Origin of the sequence: Actinomadura barringtoniae (assembly GCF_017573505.1) — a bacterium.
Classification (GTDB): Bacteria; Actinomycetota; Actinomycetes; order Streptosporangiales; family Streptosporangiaceae; genus Spirillospora; species Spirillospora barringtoniae.
In genome coordinates this window covers 224,980-239,838 of record NZ_JAGEOJ010000004.1, presented here as the reverse complement: position 1 = coordinate 239,838, position 14,859 = coordinate 224,980, and the positions used below count along the sequence as shown (strand labels likewise).

The 14,859-nt window shown below is 70.6% G+C and carries 17 protein-coding genes and 1 riboswitch; of the genes, 10 read left to right on the top strand and 7 right to left on the bottom strand.

Annotation, left to right across the window (positions count from 1 at the left end; translation table 11 throughout):
* Window positions 1–122: 122 nt before the first annotated feature.
* Window positions 123–1,445: an MFS transporter gene (locus J4573_RS10955; RefSeq protein ID WP_208255244.1), complete on the top strand. Its 1,323-nt coding sequence runs from the start codon at window positions 123–125 to the stop codon at window positions 1,443–1,445.
* A 21-nt stretch (window positions 1,446–1,466) separates the two neighbouring features.
* Here the strand turns inward: J4573_RS10955 and J4573_RS10950 are convergent, their stop codons facing one another.
* Window positions 1,467–2,252 carry a DeoR/GlpR family DNA-binding transcription regulator gene (locus J4573_RS10950; RefSeq protein ID WP_307796594.1) on the bottom strand — a complete coding sequence of 262 codons (786 nt, stop codon included), beginning with the start codon at window positions 2,250–2,252 and terminating at the stop codon, window positions 1,467–1,469.
* A 179-nt stretch (window positions 2,253–2,431) separates the two neighbouring features.
* Between J4573_RS10950 and J4573_RS10945 the strand changes: the two genes are divergently transcribed.
* From J4573_RS10945 to J4573_RS10930, 4 genes are all read left to right on the top strand, one after another.
* Window positions 2,432–4,075, top strand: a complete 1,644-nt coding sequence (locus J4573_RS10945) for a sodium:solute symporter family protein (RefSeq protein ID WP_243772814.1) — start codon at window positions 2,432–2,434, stop codon at window positions 4,073–4,075.
* Window positions 4,076–4,098: 23 nt separating this feature from the next.
* Window positions 4,099–4,443: a hypothetical protein gene (locus tag J4573_RS10940; RefSeq protein ID WP_208255243.1), complete on the top strand. Its 345-nt coding sequence runs from the start codon at window positions 4,099–4,101 to the stop codon at window positions 4,441–4,443.
* Window positions 4,444–4,489: 46 nt separating this feature from the next.
* The gene (galT, locus tag J4573_RS10935; RefSeq protein ID WP_208255242.1) at window positions 4,490–5,590 is read left to right on the top strand and encodes a galactose-1-phosphate uridylyltransferase; all 1,101 of its coding nucleotides are present in this window, start codon (window positions 4,490–4,492) and stop codon (window positions 5,588–5,590) included.
* 73 nt (window positions 5,591–5,663) lie between these two features.
* Window positions 5,664–6,347 carry an O-methyltransferase gene (locus J4573_RS10930; RefSeq protein ID WP_208255241.1) on the top strand — a complete coding sequence of 228 codons (684 nt, stop codon included), beginning with the start codon at window positions 5,664–5,666 and terminating at the stop codon, window positions 6,345–6,347.
* Here the strand turns inward: J4573_RS10930 and J4573_RS10925 are convergent.
* Window positions 6,331–7,275, bottom strand: a complete 945-nt coding sequence (locus tag J4573_RS10925) for a cobalamin-binding protein (protein WP_208255240.1) — start codon at window positions 7,273–7,275, stop codon at window positions 6,331–6,333. The genes J4573_RS10930 and J4573_RS10925 overlap by 17 nt on opposite strands.
* A gap of 10 nt (window positions 7,276–7,285) precedes the next feature.
* Window positions 7,286–8,062, bottom strand: coding sequence for a precorrin-6A synthase (deacetylating) (gene cobF, locus J4573_RS10920; RefSeq protein WP_208255239.1), 777 nt, complete (start codon window positions 8,060–8,062; stop codon window positions 7,286–7,288).
* A gap of 57 nt (window positions 8,063–8,119) precedes the next feature.
* Between cobF and J4573_RS10915 the strand changes: the two genes are divergently transcribed.
* Window positions 8,120–8,854: a cobalt-precorrin-6A reductase gene (locus J4573_RS10915; RefSeq protein WP_208255238.1), complete on the top strand. Its 735-nt coding sequence runs from the start codon at window positions 8,120–8,122 to the stop codon at window positions 8,852–8,854.
* Here J4573_RS10915 and J4573_RS10910 read toward each other — a convergent pair.
* Together J4573_RS10910 and J4573_RS10905 are read right to left on the bottom strand one after the other, a co-directional pair.
* Window positions 8,846–9,712: a CbtA family protein gene (locus tag J4573_RS10910; protein WP_208255237.1), complete on the bottom strand. Its 867-nt coding sequence runs from the start codon at window positions 9,710–9,712 to the stop codon at window positions 8,846–8,848. The two genes, J4573_RS10915 and J4573_RS10910, sit on opposite strands and share 9 nt — an antisense overlap.
* A 32-nt stretch (window positions 9,713–9,744) precedes the next feature.
* On the bottom strand, window positions 9,745–9,966 hold the full coding sequence (locus J4573_RS10905) for a CbtB domain-containing protein (protein ID WP_208255236.1): 222 nt from the start codon (window positions 9,964–9,966) through the stop codon (window positions 9,745–9,747).
* 1 nt (window position 9,967) lies between these two features.
* Window positions 9,968–10,112, bottom strand: a riboswitch (adenosylcobalamin (AdoCbl) riboswitch).
* Between the two features lie 46 nt (window positions 10,113–10,158).
* On the opposite strand from J4573_RS10905, the gene J4573_RS10900 reads away from it, so the two are divergent.
* A complete protein-coding gene (locus tag J4573_RS10900) occupies window positions 10,159–10,737 on the top strand; it encodes a histidine phosphatase family protein (RefSeq protein WP_208255235.1) in 579 nt (192 codons plus the stop codon).
* Between the two features lie 16 nt (window positions 10,738–10,753).
* Here J4573_RS10900 and J4573_RS10895 read toward each other — a convergent pair whose 3' ends face one another.
* Together J4573_RS10895 and J4573_RS10890 are read right to left on the bottom strand one after the other, a co-directional pair.
* Window positions 10,754–11,176, bottom strand: a complete 423-nt coding sequence (locus J4573_RS10895; protein ID WP_243772867.1) for a GPP34 family phosphoprotein — start codon at window positions 11,174–11,176, stop codon at window positions 10,754–10,756.
* Complete coding sequence (locus J4573_RS10890) at window positions 11,173–11,802, bottom strand: TetR/AcrR family transcriptional regulator (protein WP_243772813.1); 630 nt, start codon at window positions 11,800–11,802, stop codon at window positions 11,173–11,175. Before J4573_RS10890 ends, J4573_RS10895 begins: the two co-directional genes overlap by 4 nt.
* A 403-nt stretch (window positions 11,803–12,205) precedes the next feature.
* Here J4573_RS10890 and J4573_RS10885 point away from each other — a divergent pair, with 403 nt between their 5' ends.
* From J4573_RS10885 to J4573_RS10875, 3 genes are read left to right on the top strand one after another with little or no spacing between them, the layout of a single operon-like run.
* Entirely contained in the window at window positions 12,206–12,991 is a 786-nt protein-coding gene (locus tag J4573_RS10885; RefSeq protein WP_208255233.1) for an MlaE family ABC transporter permease, read from the top strand.
* Window positions 12,988–13,848, top strand: coding sequence for an ABC transporter permease (locus J4573_RS10880; RefSeq protein ID WP_208255232.1), 861 nt, complete (start codon window positions 12,988–12,990; stop codon window positions 13,846–13,848). Before J4573_RS10885 ends, J4573_RS10880 begins: the two co-directional genes overlap by 4 nt.
* A complete protein-coding gene (locus J4573_RS10875) occupies window positions 13,845–14,858 on the top strand; it encodes an MlaD family protein (protein ID WP_208255231.1) in 1,014 nt (337 codons plus the stop codon). The genes J4573_RS10880 and J4573_RS10875 overlap by 4 nt, the downstream gene beginning before the upstream one ends.
* The last annotated feature ends 1 nt before the right edge of the window (window position 14,859 follow it).

The following is a 14,859-nucleotide window of genomic DNA, read 5'->3' as shown; positions in this document are numbered from 1 at the left end:
TGAGGGAAACGGGACGTGACCAACTGTGCCATCGCCCGGTCATGGAGGGCTGGACTGTCCGACCCGTGTTGTTCGATGCACCTGTCGGGGACCCTGAACACCGTCGCGAGGGGGAGGTGCGTGTGGGGTATCTGCGGCTGCTGAAGCAGCCCCGGATCCTGTTGTTGTGGTCGGCGCAGACCGCGAGCAGCCTGGGCGACCGGATGTACGCGCTCGCCGTGATGTGGCTGATGTGGGAGACGACCCACTCGGCGGCATGGATGGGCCTGGTCGCGGTGGTGGAGTCCCTCCCGTACGTCGCGGTCGGGATCTGGGGGCGGCGGCTGCTCGCCGCTGCCGCGTCGATGGGACGGCTCGCGCTGGTGGACGTGGCGCGCATGGTGGCGGTCGGGTCCCTGCCGGTGATCTGGGCGGTGCACGGCCCTAGCGTGACCGCGCTGCTGATCGTGGCCGCGCTCGCGGGTGCGCTCGGGGCTGTCTTTGATCCGGTGCTGGGCGCGATGGTGCCCGACCTCGTATCTCCCGATCAGGTCCAGCAGGTGACCGGGCTGATGGACCTGATGGGCCGCATCGCGCGGATCGCCGGGCCGGGCGCGGCCGGGCTGCTCCTGGCCGTCATCTCCGACGCCCAGCTCTACCTGATCGACGCCGCGACGTTCGCGGTGTCGGCTGCCGCGCTCGCGTTCCTCGCACGCCACGCTCCCGCCGCCGACACCTCGCCTGCGTCGGCCGCACGCGCCCAGGCCGAACGCGCGTCGGCCGAACGCGCGTCGGCCGAACGCGCGTCGGGCGAACGCGCGTCGGGCGAACGCGCGTCGGGCGATGCCGAGCGGCGCGGTCACCGGGCGCGTGATCTGCTGCGGGCACGGCCGGTGACCGGGCTCCTGGTCGGGCTGCACGGCGCCGGGCAGTTGCTGCTCGGGGTCTCGCTCGTCATGCCCGCGCTGCTGGAACGGCACGGCGGCGGAGCCCAGACGTTCGCCCTGGTTCTGGCCGCGAACGGCGTCGGCGCCGTCGCCGCGAACGCGGTGGCCGGGAACCTGCGCCTGGCGACGGTGATCCCCGGGGCGTACTGCGTGGCGTGGATGTTCTGCGGCGTGGTGATGGCGGGGATCGGAGCAGCTTGGACGACGTCGCTGATCGTCGCGTTGTCGACGGCGGCGGGCGCCGTCGGGCCGTTCACCGCCGTCGGCCTGCGGACGCATCTCGCCAAGCTCGAACGGACCGAACGGCTCGCCTGGATGACGCTGGATCAGACGGCCCTCCGCTCGGCGGGCACCGCCGGGACGCTGCTGCTGCCGGTCTTGGCCGCTCCGCATCCGGCCGCCGGATTCGTCGGTGCCGGATGCGTCATGGTCGCGCTGGCCGCCGCGACGTGGGCGGCGGGGTCGATGCTGACCGCCCGCGGCATCCCGGTGGAGGTGCCCGCGCCGCAGAGCCCTTGAGCTCCTGGGGGCTCGGCGGTGTCAGTCGGTGATGACCAGCTCGCCCACCTGCTCGGACAGGGCGATGCGGGCGGGCTCGGGGAGGGCGGCGTCGGTGACGAAGACGTCCACGCGGGACAGGGGAGCGAAGGTGGCCAGGCCGACCATGCCCCACTTGGTGTGGTCGGCCAGCACCACGACGCGGCGGGCGGCGGTGACGAACGCGGTGTTGGTCTGGGCCTCGGCGAGGTTGGGGCTGGTGAGGCCGGTCTCGGCGGTCACGCCATGGCAGCCCAGGAACAGCACGTCCACGTGAAGGCCCGCGATGGCGAGGTCGGCGACGGGGCCGACCAGCGCGTCGGACGGCGTGCGGGTCCCGCCGGTGAGGATGACGGTGGGGCCGCCCGGGCGGTGCAGGATGTCGGCCGCCGGGAGCGAGTTGGTGACCACGGTCAGGTCGGGGACCTCGGCGAGGTGCGCGGCCAGCGCGTGGACCGTCGTGCCGGCGCCGAGGCCGACGACGGCGCCGGATGAGACCAGCCCGGCGGCGCGCTCGGCGATGGCGGCCTTGGCGGGCACCGAGGCGTCGGACTTGGCGGTGAAGCCGGGCTCGAACCCGGCCGCCCCGCCCGGCGCGATGGCGCCGCCGTGCACCTTCTGGACGAGGCCCTGGCGCACCAGCTGATCCAGGTCGCGGCGGACGGTCATGTCGGAGACGCCGAGGCGTTCGGCCAGGTCGGCGACGCGGACCGCGCCGCCGCGCTCCAGCTCTTCGATGATCAGCGCGCGGCGTTGCTGTGCCAGCAAGGAGCGCGACTCGTCGGCCATGACGGACAGCTTAAGACATGAATCAACATTTTCGGACAGAGCGCAGGCTCTCCCGAGAAAGACCTTGAGGCTTGGCAAGCGTTCGGTGTTGGTGATAGTTGTTGGTTTTAGTTCGAAAACGTTCACTTACGTGCACCTAGGTGCGGGAGGTGCCCATGCAGGCTCTGGCCGGAGACGAAATGCGTCTGTCGGTGAACGGGCTGGACTACGCGATCCTCGGGGTCTACTTCGTGGTGGTGCTGGGCATCGGCTTCATGGCCCGCCGCAGCGTCCGGACCAGCCTTGACTTCTTCCTGTCCGGACGCTCGCTGCCCGCCTGGGTGACCGGGCTGGCGTTCGTCGCCGCGAACCTGGGGGCCACCGAGATCCTCGGCATGGCCGCCAACGGGGCCCAGTACGGCGCGTACGGCTTCCACTGGTACTGGATCGGGGCCGTCCCCGCGATGGTCTTCCTCGGCCTGGTGATGATGCCGTTCTATTACACGTCCCGCGTTGGGAGCGTTCCAGAGTTCCTGCTGCGGCGGTTCTCGCCCTCCTCGCACATCCTCAGCTCGGTGCTGTTCGCGGTGGCGTCGGTGCTGATCGCGGGCGTGAACCTGTACGCGCTGGCGATCGTGATGCAGGCGCTGCTCGGCTGGTCGCTGTGGGTGTCGGTGATCGTCGCCGGGGCGATCGTGCTGGCCTACATCACCGTCGGCGGGCTCTCCTCGGCCATCTACAACGAGGTGCTGCAGTTCTTCGTCATCCTCGCGGCCCTGATCCCGCTGACCGTGGTCGGGCTGAAGCGGGTCGGCGGCTGGGACGGACTGAGCGACACGCTGAAGAGCCAGCACGGCTCGGACTTCATGACCGCCTGGGGCGGCACCGGCATCGGCCACCAGAACCCGCTCGGCGCCAACTGGCTGACGATCGTGCTGGGCCTGGGCTTCGTGCTCAGCTTCGGCTACTGGACGACCAACTTCACCGAGATCCAGCGGACGCTGTCGTCCAAGAACCTGTCGGCCGCCAAGCGCGCCCCGCTGATCGCCGCGTTCCCCAAGATCCTCATCCCCGCGGTCGTCGTCGTCCCCGGGCTGATCGCGGCCGCGCTGCAGCCCAAGCTCGCCGACGGCCCGAACGGTTACAACGACGCCATCCCGATGCTGATGGGCGACCTGCTGCCGAACGGCGTGCTCGGCATCGCGGTCACCGGGCTGATCGCGGCGTTCATGGCGGGCATGGCGGCCAACGTCTCCAGCCTGAACACCGTCTTCACCACCGACCTCTGGCGGCCGTACGTGGTGAAGGACCGGGAGGACGCCTACTACGTCAAGGTCGGCCGGATCGTCACCGTCATCGGCGTCTTCGCCAGCATGGGCACCGCGTTCCTGGCGTCCAGCTTCTCCAACATCATGGCCTACCTGCAGACGCTGTTCTCGTTCTTCAACGTGCCGATGTTCGTGGTGTTCATCATCGGGCTGTTCTGGAAGCGGATGACCGGGCACGCCGCGTTCTGGGGCCTGCTCGCCGGAACGGTCTCCGCGATGATCAACTACTTCGTCCTCTACAAGCAGGACATCATCAGCATCCCGAGCGACCAGGGCGCCAACTTCGTGTCGGCCATGGTCGGGTTCGGCGTCGGCGGGCTGGTGAGCGTCGCGGTCTCGCTGGTCACCAAGCCCAAGCCGATCGAGGAACTGCAGGGGCTCGTCTACGGCACCACGGCGCCCGACGCCGAGGACGACTCCGAGCCCGGCGACGACGCCTGGTACCGCAAGCCGGCCCTGCTCGGCTGGGGCGCGATCATCCTGGCCGTCGTCTGCTACATCCCGTTCACCATCTGACCTGCCTGAGGAGCGTGACGACCATGAGCGGCGGCACTCCCGAGCCCCCGGTCCAGCCGACGGCCAACGACGAGCGCATCAGGGAGATGCGCGAGCTGGAGGCCAAGTCGGAGTCGGCGGCACGGCTGTTCGACATCCGCGGCATCATCGGCGGACTGCTGAGCCTGTACGGCGTGGTCCTGGTCATCACCGGGCTGCTGGACTCCGACGCCGAGATCGACAAGGCTCAGGGCATCAACATCAACTTGTGGACGGGGCTCGGCATGGCGCTCGTCGGCGGGGCCTTCCTGGCCTGGTGGCGGCTCAGCCCGCCTCCGCCGCCGCCCGCGCCGCCCGCTGCGGGCGACGTCCACGACGAGGAACGCTGACGCCCGCCCGGGCCTCGGCCGGCTGCACGAGTCACCAGAGGAACCGTTGTCCGACACGTCCCGAGTCGCCGCCACGCTGGCGGACGGCCGCGAGCTGATCTACTTCTACGACGACACCTCGCGGGCCGTCCCGCCGCCGCCCGACCTGCGGCCGCTCCCACCGCGGTCGGACCTGATCGAACTGCGCCGCGACCCGCTGCGCGGCGAGTGGGTGTCGATCACGGCGCAGCGCAACGACCGCACGTTCCTGCCGGACGCGGCCGAGTGCCCGCTGTGCCCCAGCCGGGACGGACGGCTGTCGGAGATCCCGGCCTCGGACTACGACGTGGTGGCGTTCGAGAACCGCTTCCCCTCGTTCGCCGTGCCGCCCGCGGACGAGCCTGACCCGGGGCCGGTGGACGGTCAGGAGCTGTTCGCCCGCCGTCCCGGGGCGGGCCGCTGCGAGGTGCTGGCCTTCTCCAGCGACCATGACGGGTCGTTCGCCGGCCTGCCGGCCCGCCGGGTCAAGACGATCATCAAAGCGTGGGTGGACCGGACCGCGGCCCTGTCCGCCCTGCCCGGCGTCCAGCAGGTCTACTGCTTCGAGAACCGCGGCGCCGAGATCGGCGTGACCCTGCACCACCCGCACGGCCAGATCTACGCCTACCCGCTGCTGCCGCCCCGGACCGCCCAGGTCCTCGACGCCACCCGCGAGCATAAGGAACGCACCGGCGGCGACCTGTTCGCCGACATCCTGAAGGCCGAGACCACGGCGGGCACCCGCGTCGTGCTGACGGGCGAGCACTGGACCGCCTTTGTTCCCGCCGCCGCGCGCTGGCCGTTCGAGCTGCACCTGTTCCCGCATCGCCAGGTGGGCGCCTTTCCCGAGCTGACCGATGCCGAACGCGACGAACTGGCCGAGGTCTACCCGCGCCTGCTGCGCGCCTGCGACGACTACTACGGCACGCCCCTGCCGTACGTCGCGGGCTGGCACCAGGCTCCGCGCGGCGCCGAGGACTCCTACCGGCTGCACCTGGAGCTGTTCTCGGTCCAGCGCGCCAAGGGCAAGCTGAAGTTCCTGGCCGGTTCGGAGTCGGGCATGGCCGTCTGGATCAACGACGTACTCCCGGAGACCGTCGCCGAACGGCTGCGCGAGGTCCTCAAGTAAAGCCCGCCGGGGCCGGTCAGGGCGTCGACGTCTGCCGTAGACGAGACGCTACGTTGCGTCTAGTCTGGAGTGCATGACCTCACTCAGCACGCTCAACACACTGCGCGACCCGCGCGTCGGCGCGACCCTGGACCGGATGTTCGCCCTCGCGGAGGAGGACGACGCGGTTTACCAGCGATCGGTGGCGCGCATGCCCGGGGGCTTCGAGCCGGCCACGAACCAGGAGCGCGCCGACGCCTCCGCCGAGATCTACATGCCGGTCTCTGAGCGGGCCGGACGCCTGCTCTACACCCTGGTCCGGGCCGTACGACCGGCCACCATCGTCGAGTTCGGCACCTCGTTCGGCATCTCCACCCTGCACCTGGCCGCTGCCGTACGCGACAACGGCACGGGCCAGGTGATCACCACTGAGCTGTCGGCCGGCAAGGTCGCCGCGGCCCGCGCCACGTTCACCGAGACCGGCCTGGACGACGTCATCACCGTGCTGGAAGGCGACGCGCTGGAGACCCTCCCGAGGCAGCCGGCCTTGGGTGACGGCACTGTGGACTTCGTTCTGCTCGACGGCTGGAAGGACCTGTACCTGCCGGTGCTGCACGCGCTCGAGCCCCGCCTGGCGCCCGGCACCCTCGTGATCGCCGACGACATCGAGTTCGAGTCCGTCCAGCCCTACCTGCGGTACGTCCGCGACCCGGCCTCCGGGTACGAGGGCGTCGACTTCCCGGTCGAGGACGGAATGGAGATCAGCTGCCGGCTCTGAGGGGCTGGAGGAGTCTGGCCTCGGCGTGAGCGACGGGTTCGCCTACGCGCACGTCGTGCAGAACGTGGGCGAGGATCTCCGCGCCGCGCACCACGCGGGGGCCGGGCCGGTTGTAGTAGGCGGGGCCGTCGAGGACCCAGACCCGGCCCGAACGGACCGCATTCAGGTCGTCCCAGCCGGGTCGGCCGGTGAGCGCATCGGCTTCGGCCTCCGTGCGGTCAGGGGAGAAGCCGCAGGGCAGAAGCACGATGACGTCGGGGTCGGCCCGGCGCAGTTCGTCCCACTCGATGGCGGACGTGTGCTGCCCGGAGGAGGCGAGCAGCGCCTCACCGCCCGCGCAGGCGATCTGCTCGGGCACCCAGTGCCCGGCGGGCCACACCGGGTCGAGCCATTCGATCGCGGCCACCCGGGGCCGGGGCCTTCCGGCGACGGACGCGGCGACCTGCGCCAGGCGGGCGCGCAGGTCGGCCGCGCGGCGTTCGGCGGTGTCCTGGACGCCCAGCGTGGCGCCCACCTCCTCCAGGCACTCCAGCACTTGGGGGAGTGTGGCGGGCTCCAGGCTGAGGACGCGCGGCCCGGCCTCCATCACGCGGAGCGTCTGGGCCACCTGCTGATAGGAGACCGCGCAGACGTCGCAGAGGTCCTGGGTCAGGACGACGTCGGGCGCGAGCTCGGCCAGGCGTTCGGTGTCCAGCTCGTAGAGGGACTCGTAGAGGGAGGAGCCGTGGTGTTCGGCGCCGCCGACGGCGCTGGAGATCTCCCGGCTGCTCATCCGGTCGGCGTCGAACCCGGCGGCGGTGACGACCGGCACGTCCGCGACCTGCTCGGGCGGCCAGTCGCATTCGTGGGTGCGGCCGACCAGGTCCGCGGCCAGCCCGAGCTCGGCGACGATGTCGGTCGCGGCGGGGAGCAACGACACGATGCGCATGGTCACGACCCTAACCGCCGCCGTGAGAGGTCCGCGTGCGGCGCAGGAGGTAGGTGTCCATGATCCAGCCCTTGCGCTCCTTGGCCTCGGCCCGTTCGGCGACGATGCGGTCGGCGACCTCGGGCAGCGGGCCCGCGATGAGGATCTCGTCGGGCATGCCGAGGTAGGCGCCGTAGTAGATCTCGACGTCATCCTGGTCGGCGTAGTCGGTGAACGCGTTGCGGGCGTCGAGCATCACGACCACGTCGTCGGTCCCCGAAGGCCACTGTTCGGCGAGGCGCCTGCCGGTGGTGATCTGGACGGGCGCGCCGACCTGGTTGAGGGCGATGCCGTGCCGGGCGGTCAGCGCGGCGACGCAGCTGATGCCGGGGACGACCTCGACGTCGAACGAGAGGCCGCGCGCGGTGAGGTCGTCGAGGATCGCCAGCGTGCTGTCGTAGAGGGCGGGGTCGCCCCAGACCAGGAAGGCCCCGGTCTGCCCCTCGCCCAGGTTGTCGGTGATGAGGGCGGCGCAGACGTCGGCGCGTCGGCGCCGCCAGTCCTCGACCGCCTCGACGTAGCCGTCGGCGGCGCGGTCGCGGTCGGGATCCTGCCCGGTGACCACGCGGTAGGCGCGGTCGCGGGCGTGCCGGTCGAGGATCTCCTGCCGCACGCCGGCGAGTTCCTGCTTGATCTCGCCCTTGTCGAGGACGAAGAAGACGTCCGTCGCGCCGATCGCGGCGACCGCCTGCAGGGTCAGCTGGCCGGGGTCGCCCGCGCCGATGCCGATCACCAAGATCTTCGCCATGCACCGTTCCCTTGCGCCGTGCCGTTCGCGGAGCACCTTACCTGCGAGGATGAGGGCATGCGGGTCCTGGTGCTGGGCGGGACGGCCGAGGCGCGGAGCCTGGCCGCGCTGCTGCACGGCAGCCCCGACGTCGAGGTGATCACCTCGCTGGCAGGACGGGTCGCCGCCCCGAAGCTTCCGGAGGGGCGCACGCGGATCGGCGGGTTCGGCGGTCCGGCCGCCCTCGCCGCCTGGCTGCAGGCGGAACGGATCACTGCCTTGGTCGACGCGACCCATCCGTTCGCCGAACGGATCACCGCCGCGGCGGTGGCCGCTTCAGAACGCACTGGTGTCCCTTTGCTGATGTTGCGTCGGCCCGCCTGGACGGCGGGGCCGGATGACGACTGGCGCCACGAGCCGTCGATGGCGGCGGCCGCGGCGAACCTGCCCGGCGAGCGGGTCTTCCTCACCGTGGGGCGGACGGAACTGGGGCCTTTCGTTGCCGACGAACGGCGATGGTTCCTGATCCGATCGGTCGATCCGCCGGAGCCGCCGATCCCGCCACAGGCTTTGGTGGTGGGCGCGAGAGGGCCGTTCAACATCGAGGGCGAGCTCGGGCTCATGCGCGAGCACGCCATCGACGTCCTGGTCACCAAGAACAGCGGCGGCGAGATGGCGGCGGCCAAACTGGCCGCCGCCCGCCGTCTCACGGTCCCGGTCGTCATGATCGACCGGCCGCCGGTCCCTGCGGTGACCGCCGTGGCCACCGCCCAGGAGGCGATGTCCTGGATCCGGCTCACCCGCTCACGCTGAGGCCGGCGCCTCCTCGACCGGCGAGCCCGCTGGCTGCGAGCCCGCCTTGCCCAGCAGCCGTTCGGCCATGGGCGCGAAGATCAGGCCGATGCCCGCCCACAGGATGAGCTGAGCCCCGACCGAGTAGAGCCGGAACTTGAACAGCACGTCCGCCGGGAAACCCGGATAGACGATCTTGCCCTGGTCGTCGGTGAGCGGCTGCGGAGTCTCGGTGGCGTGCTTGCCGTACTCCTTGACGTTGGCCGACAGCTCGCCGAGCGAGGGGAGCAGCAGCATGACGACGCCGAGCACGACCGCGCCGCCGGCGATCGCCAGCAGTGTCGCGTTCCAGGTGCCGAACCGCGGCCGGAGCCGCTGACCGGCCCAGACCGCCAGGACGAGCAGCACGATCGACACGCAGACCATCAGCAGGAAGAGGCCGCTGCGGTCCTTGATGGTCTCCTCGTGCCCGATCGCCGGCGGGTTGGCCGGGTACTTCAGGAACGGCAGCATGAAGAAGCCGAGGAACCCGCCGAGGGCCGTCAGCATCGCCAGCGTGCGCGGGCGGAGCTTGCCGGTGCGGCCCGCGGCCAGCATGAACGCGACCGCGAAGATGCCGCCCATGGCCGCGCCGAAGGCGACGATGCCGACGCCGATGCCGGCGTTGCCCTGGACGGTGCGGCTGAACGGGTCGGAGTGCTCGGACTCCATCGGGACGCCCTTGGCCTGGTCGAGCACGTGCTGTGCGGCGTCCCGGCCGCTTTCGTAGTCGATGGCCGCCTGGATCTGCGGCTCGGCGAAGATGCGGGCGAAGACGAACGCGAGCAGGCCGGCGATGATGCCGGCCAGGATTCCGCGCACGATGAACTTACGCTCCACGTGGAACTCCTAGGGGGTGTGGAACGCGGGGATCAGTGGCAGGGGAATCCGAGGAAGTGCCGTGCGTCGTGGACGAACTCGTGGATATGGGTGTCGTTCCCGAAGACCGAGGTTGCGCCCTGGTCGATGCCCACGAAGTAGTAGACGAGCAGGCCGAGCGCGACCGTTCCGAAGAGCCAGAGAGTGGCGCGGGTGCCGGGGAGAACGACCGGGACACTGGTGCTGCGGCCCGACGGAACACTGGATGTGGCCATGAATCCTCCTCAGGGATCTTGCGTCCCCGATGGTGCTGGACGGCGATGGCGGAAGATCTGACTCACCGGCCTCGTGGGCTGGCTCACAGTGGCGCGACCGTGCCGGATTTGCACCGGCTTCCTCCTACCATCACTAACGCCCAAATCGTAGAAGTCTGCCGACAGACCAGTCAACGCGGGGGAGCCGTTACGGTGGCCACAAGACTCTTGCTGATCGCGCACGCCGCCACCGAGGCCACCAAGGCCGCACGGTTTCCCGACGACGAACCGGTGACCGAGACCGCCGTGGCCACCGCGCGGCAGGCGGCCGGTGGGATCCGCCGCCCCGGGACCGTTCTGTGCGGACCGGAACGCCGCTGCCTGGACACCTGCGCCGCTCTCGACCTGGCCGCGACGGCCGAACCGGCCCTGGCCGACCTCGACCTCGGAGCGTGGCGGGGCGCGGAGATGCCGCAGATCCAGAGCATCGACCCCGAGGGATTCCACGCCTGGCTGACCGACCCCGACGCGGCTCCGCACGGCGGCGAATCGATCACCGCCCTGCTGGCCCGGGTCGAGGCGTTCCTGGACGCGCTGCCGCGCGAACCGTCCCGGGTCGTCGCCGTCACGCATCCGGCGGTCATCCGAGCAGCGGTCCTGCGCGTTCTCGAAGCCCCCGCCCGAGCGCTCTGGAACCTTGACGCGGCGCCCCTGTCCCAGACCCACCTGTCATGGAACGCGGGGAAGTGGCGCCTCCGGGAGACCGGTCACGTCCTGGCGTTCGCCGACTGAGCCTCGGCCCGCAGGACTACTTGCCCCAGCCGCCGCCGACGCCCCGGCTCGCCAGGAACGAGTCGCGCAGCGCCGCGCGCAGCCCGGGAACGAGCTCGTCGAAGCGTTCGGCGAGCGCCTTGCGCGCGTGCTTGTGCTCGCGGCGTTCCTTGGAGCTGAGGACGGTGGTCACCTCGCACTCGACAGCAAGCACGGCCATGGCCAGCACGTCCACCGGGACCGCCGCCGGATCGGGCGCGGTCACCAGCACGGTCCGCACCGTGCTCTGCAGGGCGAGTACCTCCTGCGGATCGTTCACGATGACCTGGTGAGAGGCGAACGGCCGGAGCGTCCGCTTGCCCGGATCGGTGATCGCGCCCGCCGCCGCGAGCTGGTCACGCACGGGATCCTCGGCCGTGTGCGCCTTGTTCTCCTTAAGTCTGGTGGTGGTGTCCGTCAGGCCACGGGGTCGCCGACGACCCCGCCGGTGGCGGTGCGGATCATGTGGGCGTAGCGGCGGGCCAGCACTTGCACCTCGGCGAACTCGGTGATCGGGGCCCCGGCTACGACGGCGTCGCCGATGTGCTCGTCCAGCACCCGGATCACGGCGGCCGACGCGGCGGCGTGCAGCCGCACCTCCAGGTCGTCGGCCGAACGTCCGAGGCGGTCGCCGATGATGGTGCGCATCTCGCGTTCCACCTGGTCGCAGGCCATCAGCCAGGCCGTGCGCAGCGCCGGCTCGGTCTCGCCCAGGAAGATCATCCTCATCGCCAGCAGCTCGTCGGCCTGATCGACCGGCGGCGCCTCGTCTCCGAACCGGGACAGCTCCGCGATCAGGTGGTCCTCGAGCGAGCTCTCGCGCGGCCACCGGCTCAGCAGCCGCGTCATCGTGACGACGCCCCGCATGACGATCGGCTCGGCGCAGCTCTCCTTGCTGCGGAAGTGCCGCCAGATGGTGCGCGTGGAGAGCCCCACGGCCGCCGCGATCTGGTCGCCGCTCGTGGCGGCCACGCCCTGCTCCCAGAACAGCCGCGCCGCCTCCCGGGAGATCTCCAGCCGCAGCCGCTCGCGCCGCTGCTCACTCATCCCTCCCGACCCACGCTTCGCCGCAGCCACGAGCCTCACTCCTCCAATGATGTCTTTCAACGACATTATGTCACTAAGTGACACACATCAAGTCGTCGAAGTTCGCGCCGGAGGAAACCAAGATTGCCCACCACGGCCGTGGTGACGGCCACATGCGGACGCCGGGCGGCTGGATTTCCTCGAATAAACACTGGTGTTTTTATGATGGTGTCCCGATGATGTCCGGCATGGCTTCGCCACCGGGAGCGTGCCCGATTGTTATTGGCGGATCGCCAATACGCTCTTGGCGTACCGCCAATAAAGCGGATAGCGTCTCCCTCCGGCTTTCCATCGGCGCGAGTGGAGGCGGAATGAGACGGCATGTGCGTGGCGTGGCCACGCGGGCCCTGAGCGGGTGCACGCCATGACGGCGGTGCCCATGCCCGGCCCCGTGCGCGGGCTGCTGAGCCAGGTCGGCGAGCTGTTCGTGGTGGCGCTGGAGGGCATGCGGGGCAGCTTCGACGTCCGCGCGTGGTGGTGGGAGTTCGCCGACCAGTGCACGTTCCTGGCCAGAGTGACGAGCATCCCCGTCATCCTGGTCGCGCTCCCGCTGGGCGCGACGGTGGCGCTGCAGGTCGGTCAGCTGGCCGCGCAGCTCGGCGCGCAGTCGGCGACGGGCGGCGCGGTGGTGGTCGGCCTCGTCCGCGAGGTCGCCCCGATCGCCGCGGCGCTGGTGATCGCCGGGGCGGGCGGCTCGGCGATGGCCGCCGACATGGGCGCGCGGCGCATCCGCGACGAGCTGTCGGCGATGGAGACCATGGCGGTCAACCCGGTGCACCGCCTGGTGACGCCGCGGCTGTGGGCGGCGAGCCTGATCTCGACGCTGCTGGTCTCGCTGGTCATCCTGGCGGGCGCGGCCGGCGGGTTCTTCTTCAACGTGCTGCTGCAGGACGTGACGCCGGGCGCCTACTTCGACGGCGCCCTGTCGCTGCTGCAGATCTCCGACCTGGTCGTGACGGTCTTCAAGGCGTGGCTGTTCGGGCTGATCTCGGCGGTCGTCGCCTGCTACATGGGCATGAACTGCGCCGCCAGCCCGGTCGGGGTGGGGCGCGCGGTGAACCGCTCGATCGTGGTGTCGTTCATGCTCGTCTTCGCCCTCAACTACGTGATCACGACCGTGTACTTCGTCGCGTACCCGCCGAGGACATGATGGCCGGCCTCCAGCTACGCGAGGGTCGCGTCTCGCGCACCGTGACCGAGTCGGCCGAGCGCTTCGGGCGGCTGTCGGACTGGCCGGTCTTCGTGGCCAAGGTCCTGCTCTACTGCGTCGGGGACCTGATCCTGCGCCGCAAGTACGGCAAGACCGTGCTCCGCCACGTCAGCGACATCGTCGTCGGGGTCGGCGCCACCGTGGTCGGCGGCGGAATGATCTTCGTGATCTTCACGATGGCGTTCTTCGTCGGCACCGAGATCGGCCTGCAGGGCTACACCGGGCTGCAGTCCATCGGCGCCCAGTCGTTCATGGGCATCGTCGGCAGCTTCGCCAACGTCCGCGAGATCACCCCGGTCATCGCGGCGACCGCGCTCGCGGCGCAGTGCGGCTCGGCGTTCACCGCGGAGCTCGGCGCGATGCGCATCTCCGAGGAGATCGACGCGCTGGAGGTCATGGGCATCAGGTCGTTCACCTACCTGATCTGCACCCGGGTCGTCGCGGCGCTGATCGCGCTCATCCCGCTCTACCTGATCGCGCTGTTCGCCAGCTTCTTCGCGACCAAGCTCATCAGCACGCAGTTCTTCGATCTGGCGCCCGGCGTCTACGACTACTACTTCCGGCTGTACCTGCCGACCATCGACCTGGTCTACAGCTCGATCAAGGTCGCGGTGTTCGCGTTCGCCGTCATCGTCATCCACTGCTTCTACGGCTACTACGCGACGGGCGGGCCGGTCGGGGTCGGCCGCGCGGCCGGCCGGGCCATCCGGCTCTCGATCATCGTGATCGTCAGCCTGAACCTGCTGCTGTCCTACCTGTTCTGGGGCAGCGGCGCGACCGTGAGGCTCACCGGATGAACACTGACATGCCGCTCGGGCGGCGGCTGCTCATCAGCACGACCACGCTGGTCACCGTCGCGGCGCTGCTGTACGTGCTGGTCGCCCGGCCGTTCGAGGACCAGGGCGTGCGCGTCGAGGCGCGCTTCGGCCGGGCGGGGCAGTCGCTCGGCAAGCAGTCGCAGGTGAAGGTGCGCGGCGTGAGCGTCGGCTCGGTGTCGAAGGTGGCGCTGAACGACGACGGCACGGTCGAGGTCGTGCTGCGGCTGGACAAGGGCGTACGGATCCCCGACTCGGTGACGGCCGCCATCGAACCGGCGTCGGTGTTCGGGCCCAAGTCGGTCAACCTCATCCCCGGCGGGCACGAGGCGAACGGGCCCTTTCTCGCCGACGGGGCGCACATCGCCCGTACCTCCGACCCCAAGGACCTCTCCGACGTCCTCGGCGACGCCGGCCCGGTGGTCTCGGCGATCGACGCCAAGGACGTGTCGGTCATCGTGCGGACGCTGGCGACCGGGATCGGCGGCGAGGCACCGCGGCTGCGGGCGACCGTCGACGACGTCGACACCCTGTCGCAGGTGGCCTACCGGCGCCGGGACGAGGCGCGGCAGTTCCTCGGCGACGGCGCCGACGTCGCCACCACGCTGGCGGGCTCGGGCGACGACCTCACCGGCATCGCGGGCAACGCCAACACGCTGATCTCCGACCTCGCCGCCGGGCGCCAGGGACGGCTGGGCGACTTCAGCGTTCAGCTCGGCCGGCTGTCCGGGCTGATCGGGCACGGCCTCGACAAGCGCGGCGCGCAGATCGGCGAGGCGTTCCGCAGCAGCGAACGGGTCGTGGCCGTCTTCTACGCCCAGCTGGGCCTGCTCGGCAAGGCCGTTCGCTCCGGAAACCAGCTGCTGCCCATCTACGACGGCCTCACCAACATGCAGGGCCCCGGGGGCAAGCATTACGTCGGCGCCATCGCGCTGCTGCCGACCAACCCGTGCCAGTTGATCGTGGGCGTCTGCCCCAGCGGAGGACGGTGAC

Bases quoted from the DNA above. Each gene is read 5' to 3' on its own strand.
- J4573_RS10950 (WP_307796594.1), bottom strand. From the start codon at position 2,252: ATGGCCGACGAGTCGCGCTCCTTGCTGGCACAGCAACGCCGCGCGCTG.
- J4573_RS10945 (WP_243772814.1), top strand. From the start codon at position 2,432: ATGCGTCTGTCGGTGAACGGGCTGGACTACGCGATCCTCGGGGTCTAC.
- J4573_RS10940 (WP_208255243.1), top strand. From the start codon at position 4,099: ATGAGCGGCGGCACTCCCGAGCCCCCGGTCCAGCCGACGGCCAACGAC.
- J4573_RS10930 (WP_208255241.1), top strand. From the start codon at position 5,664: ATGACCTCACTCAGCACGCTCAACACACTGCGCGACCCGCGCGTCGGC.
- J4573_RS10925 (WP_208255240.1), bottom strand. From the start codon at position 7,275: ATGCGCATCGTGTCGTTGCTCCCCGCCGCGACCGACATCGTCGCCGAG.
- cobF (WP_208255239.1), bottom strand. From the start codon at position 8,062: ATGGCGAAGATCTTGGTGATCGGCATCGGCGCGGGCGACCCCGGCCAG.
- J4573_RS10915 (WP_208255238.1), top strand. From the start codon at position 8,120: ATGCGGGTCCTGGTGCTGGGCGGGACGGCCGAGGCGCGGAGCCTGGCC.
- J4573_RS10905 (WP_208255236.1), bottom strand. From the start codon at position 9,966: ATGGCCACATCCAGTGTTCCGTCGGGCCGCAGCACCAGTGTCCCGGTC.
- J4573_RS10890 (WP_243772813.1), bottom strand. From the start codon at position 11,802: ATGAGTGAGCAGCGGCGCGAGCGGCTGCGGCTGGAGATCTCCCGGGAG.
- J4573_RS10885 (WP_208255233.1), top strand. From the start codon at position 12,206: ATGACGGCGGTGCCCATGCCCGGCCCCGTGCGCGGGCTGCTGAGCCAG.
- J4573_RS10880 (WP_208255232.1), top strand. From the start codon at position 12,988: ATGATGGCCGGCCTCCAGCTACGCGAGGGTCGCGTCTCGCGCACCGTG.
- J4573_RS10875 (WP_208255231.1), top strand. From the start codon at position 13,845: ATGAACACTGACATGCCGCTCGGGCGGCGGCTGCTCATCAGCACGACC.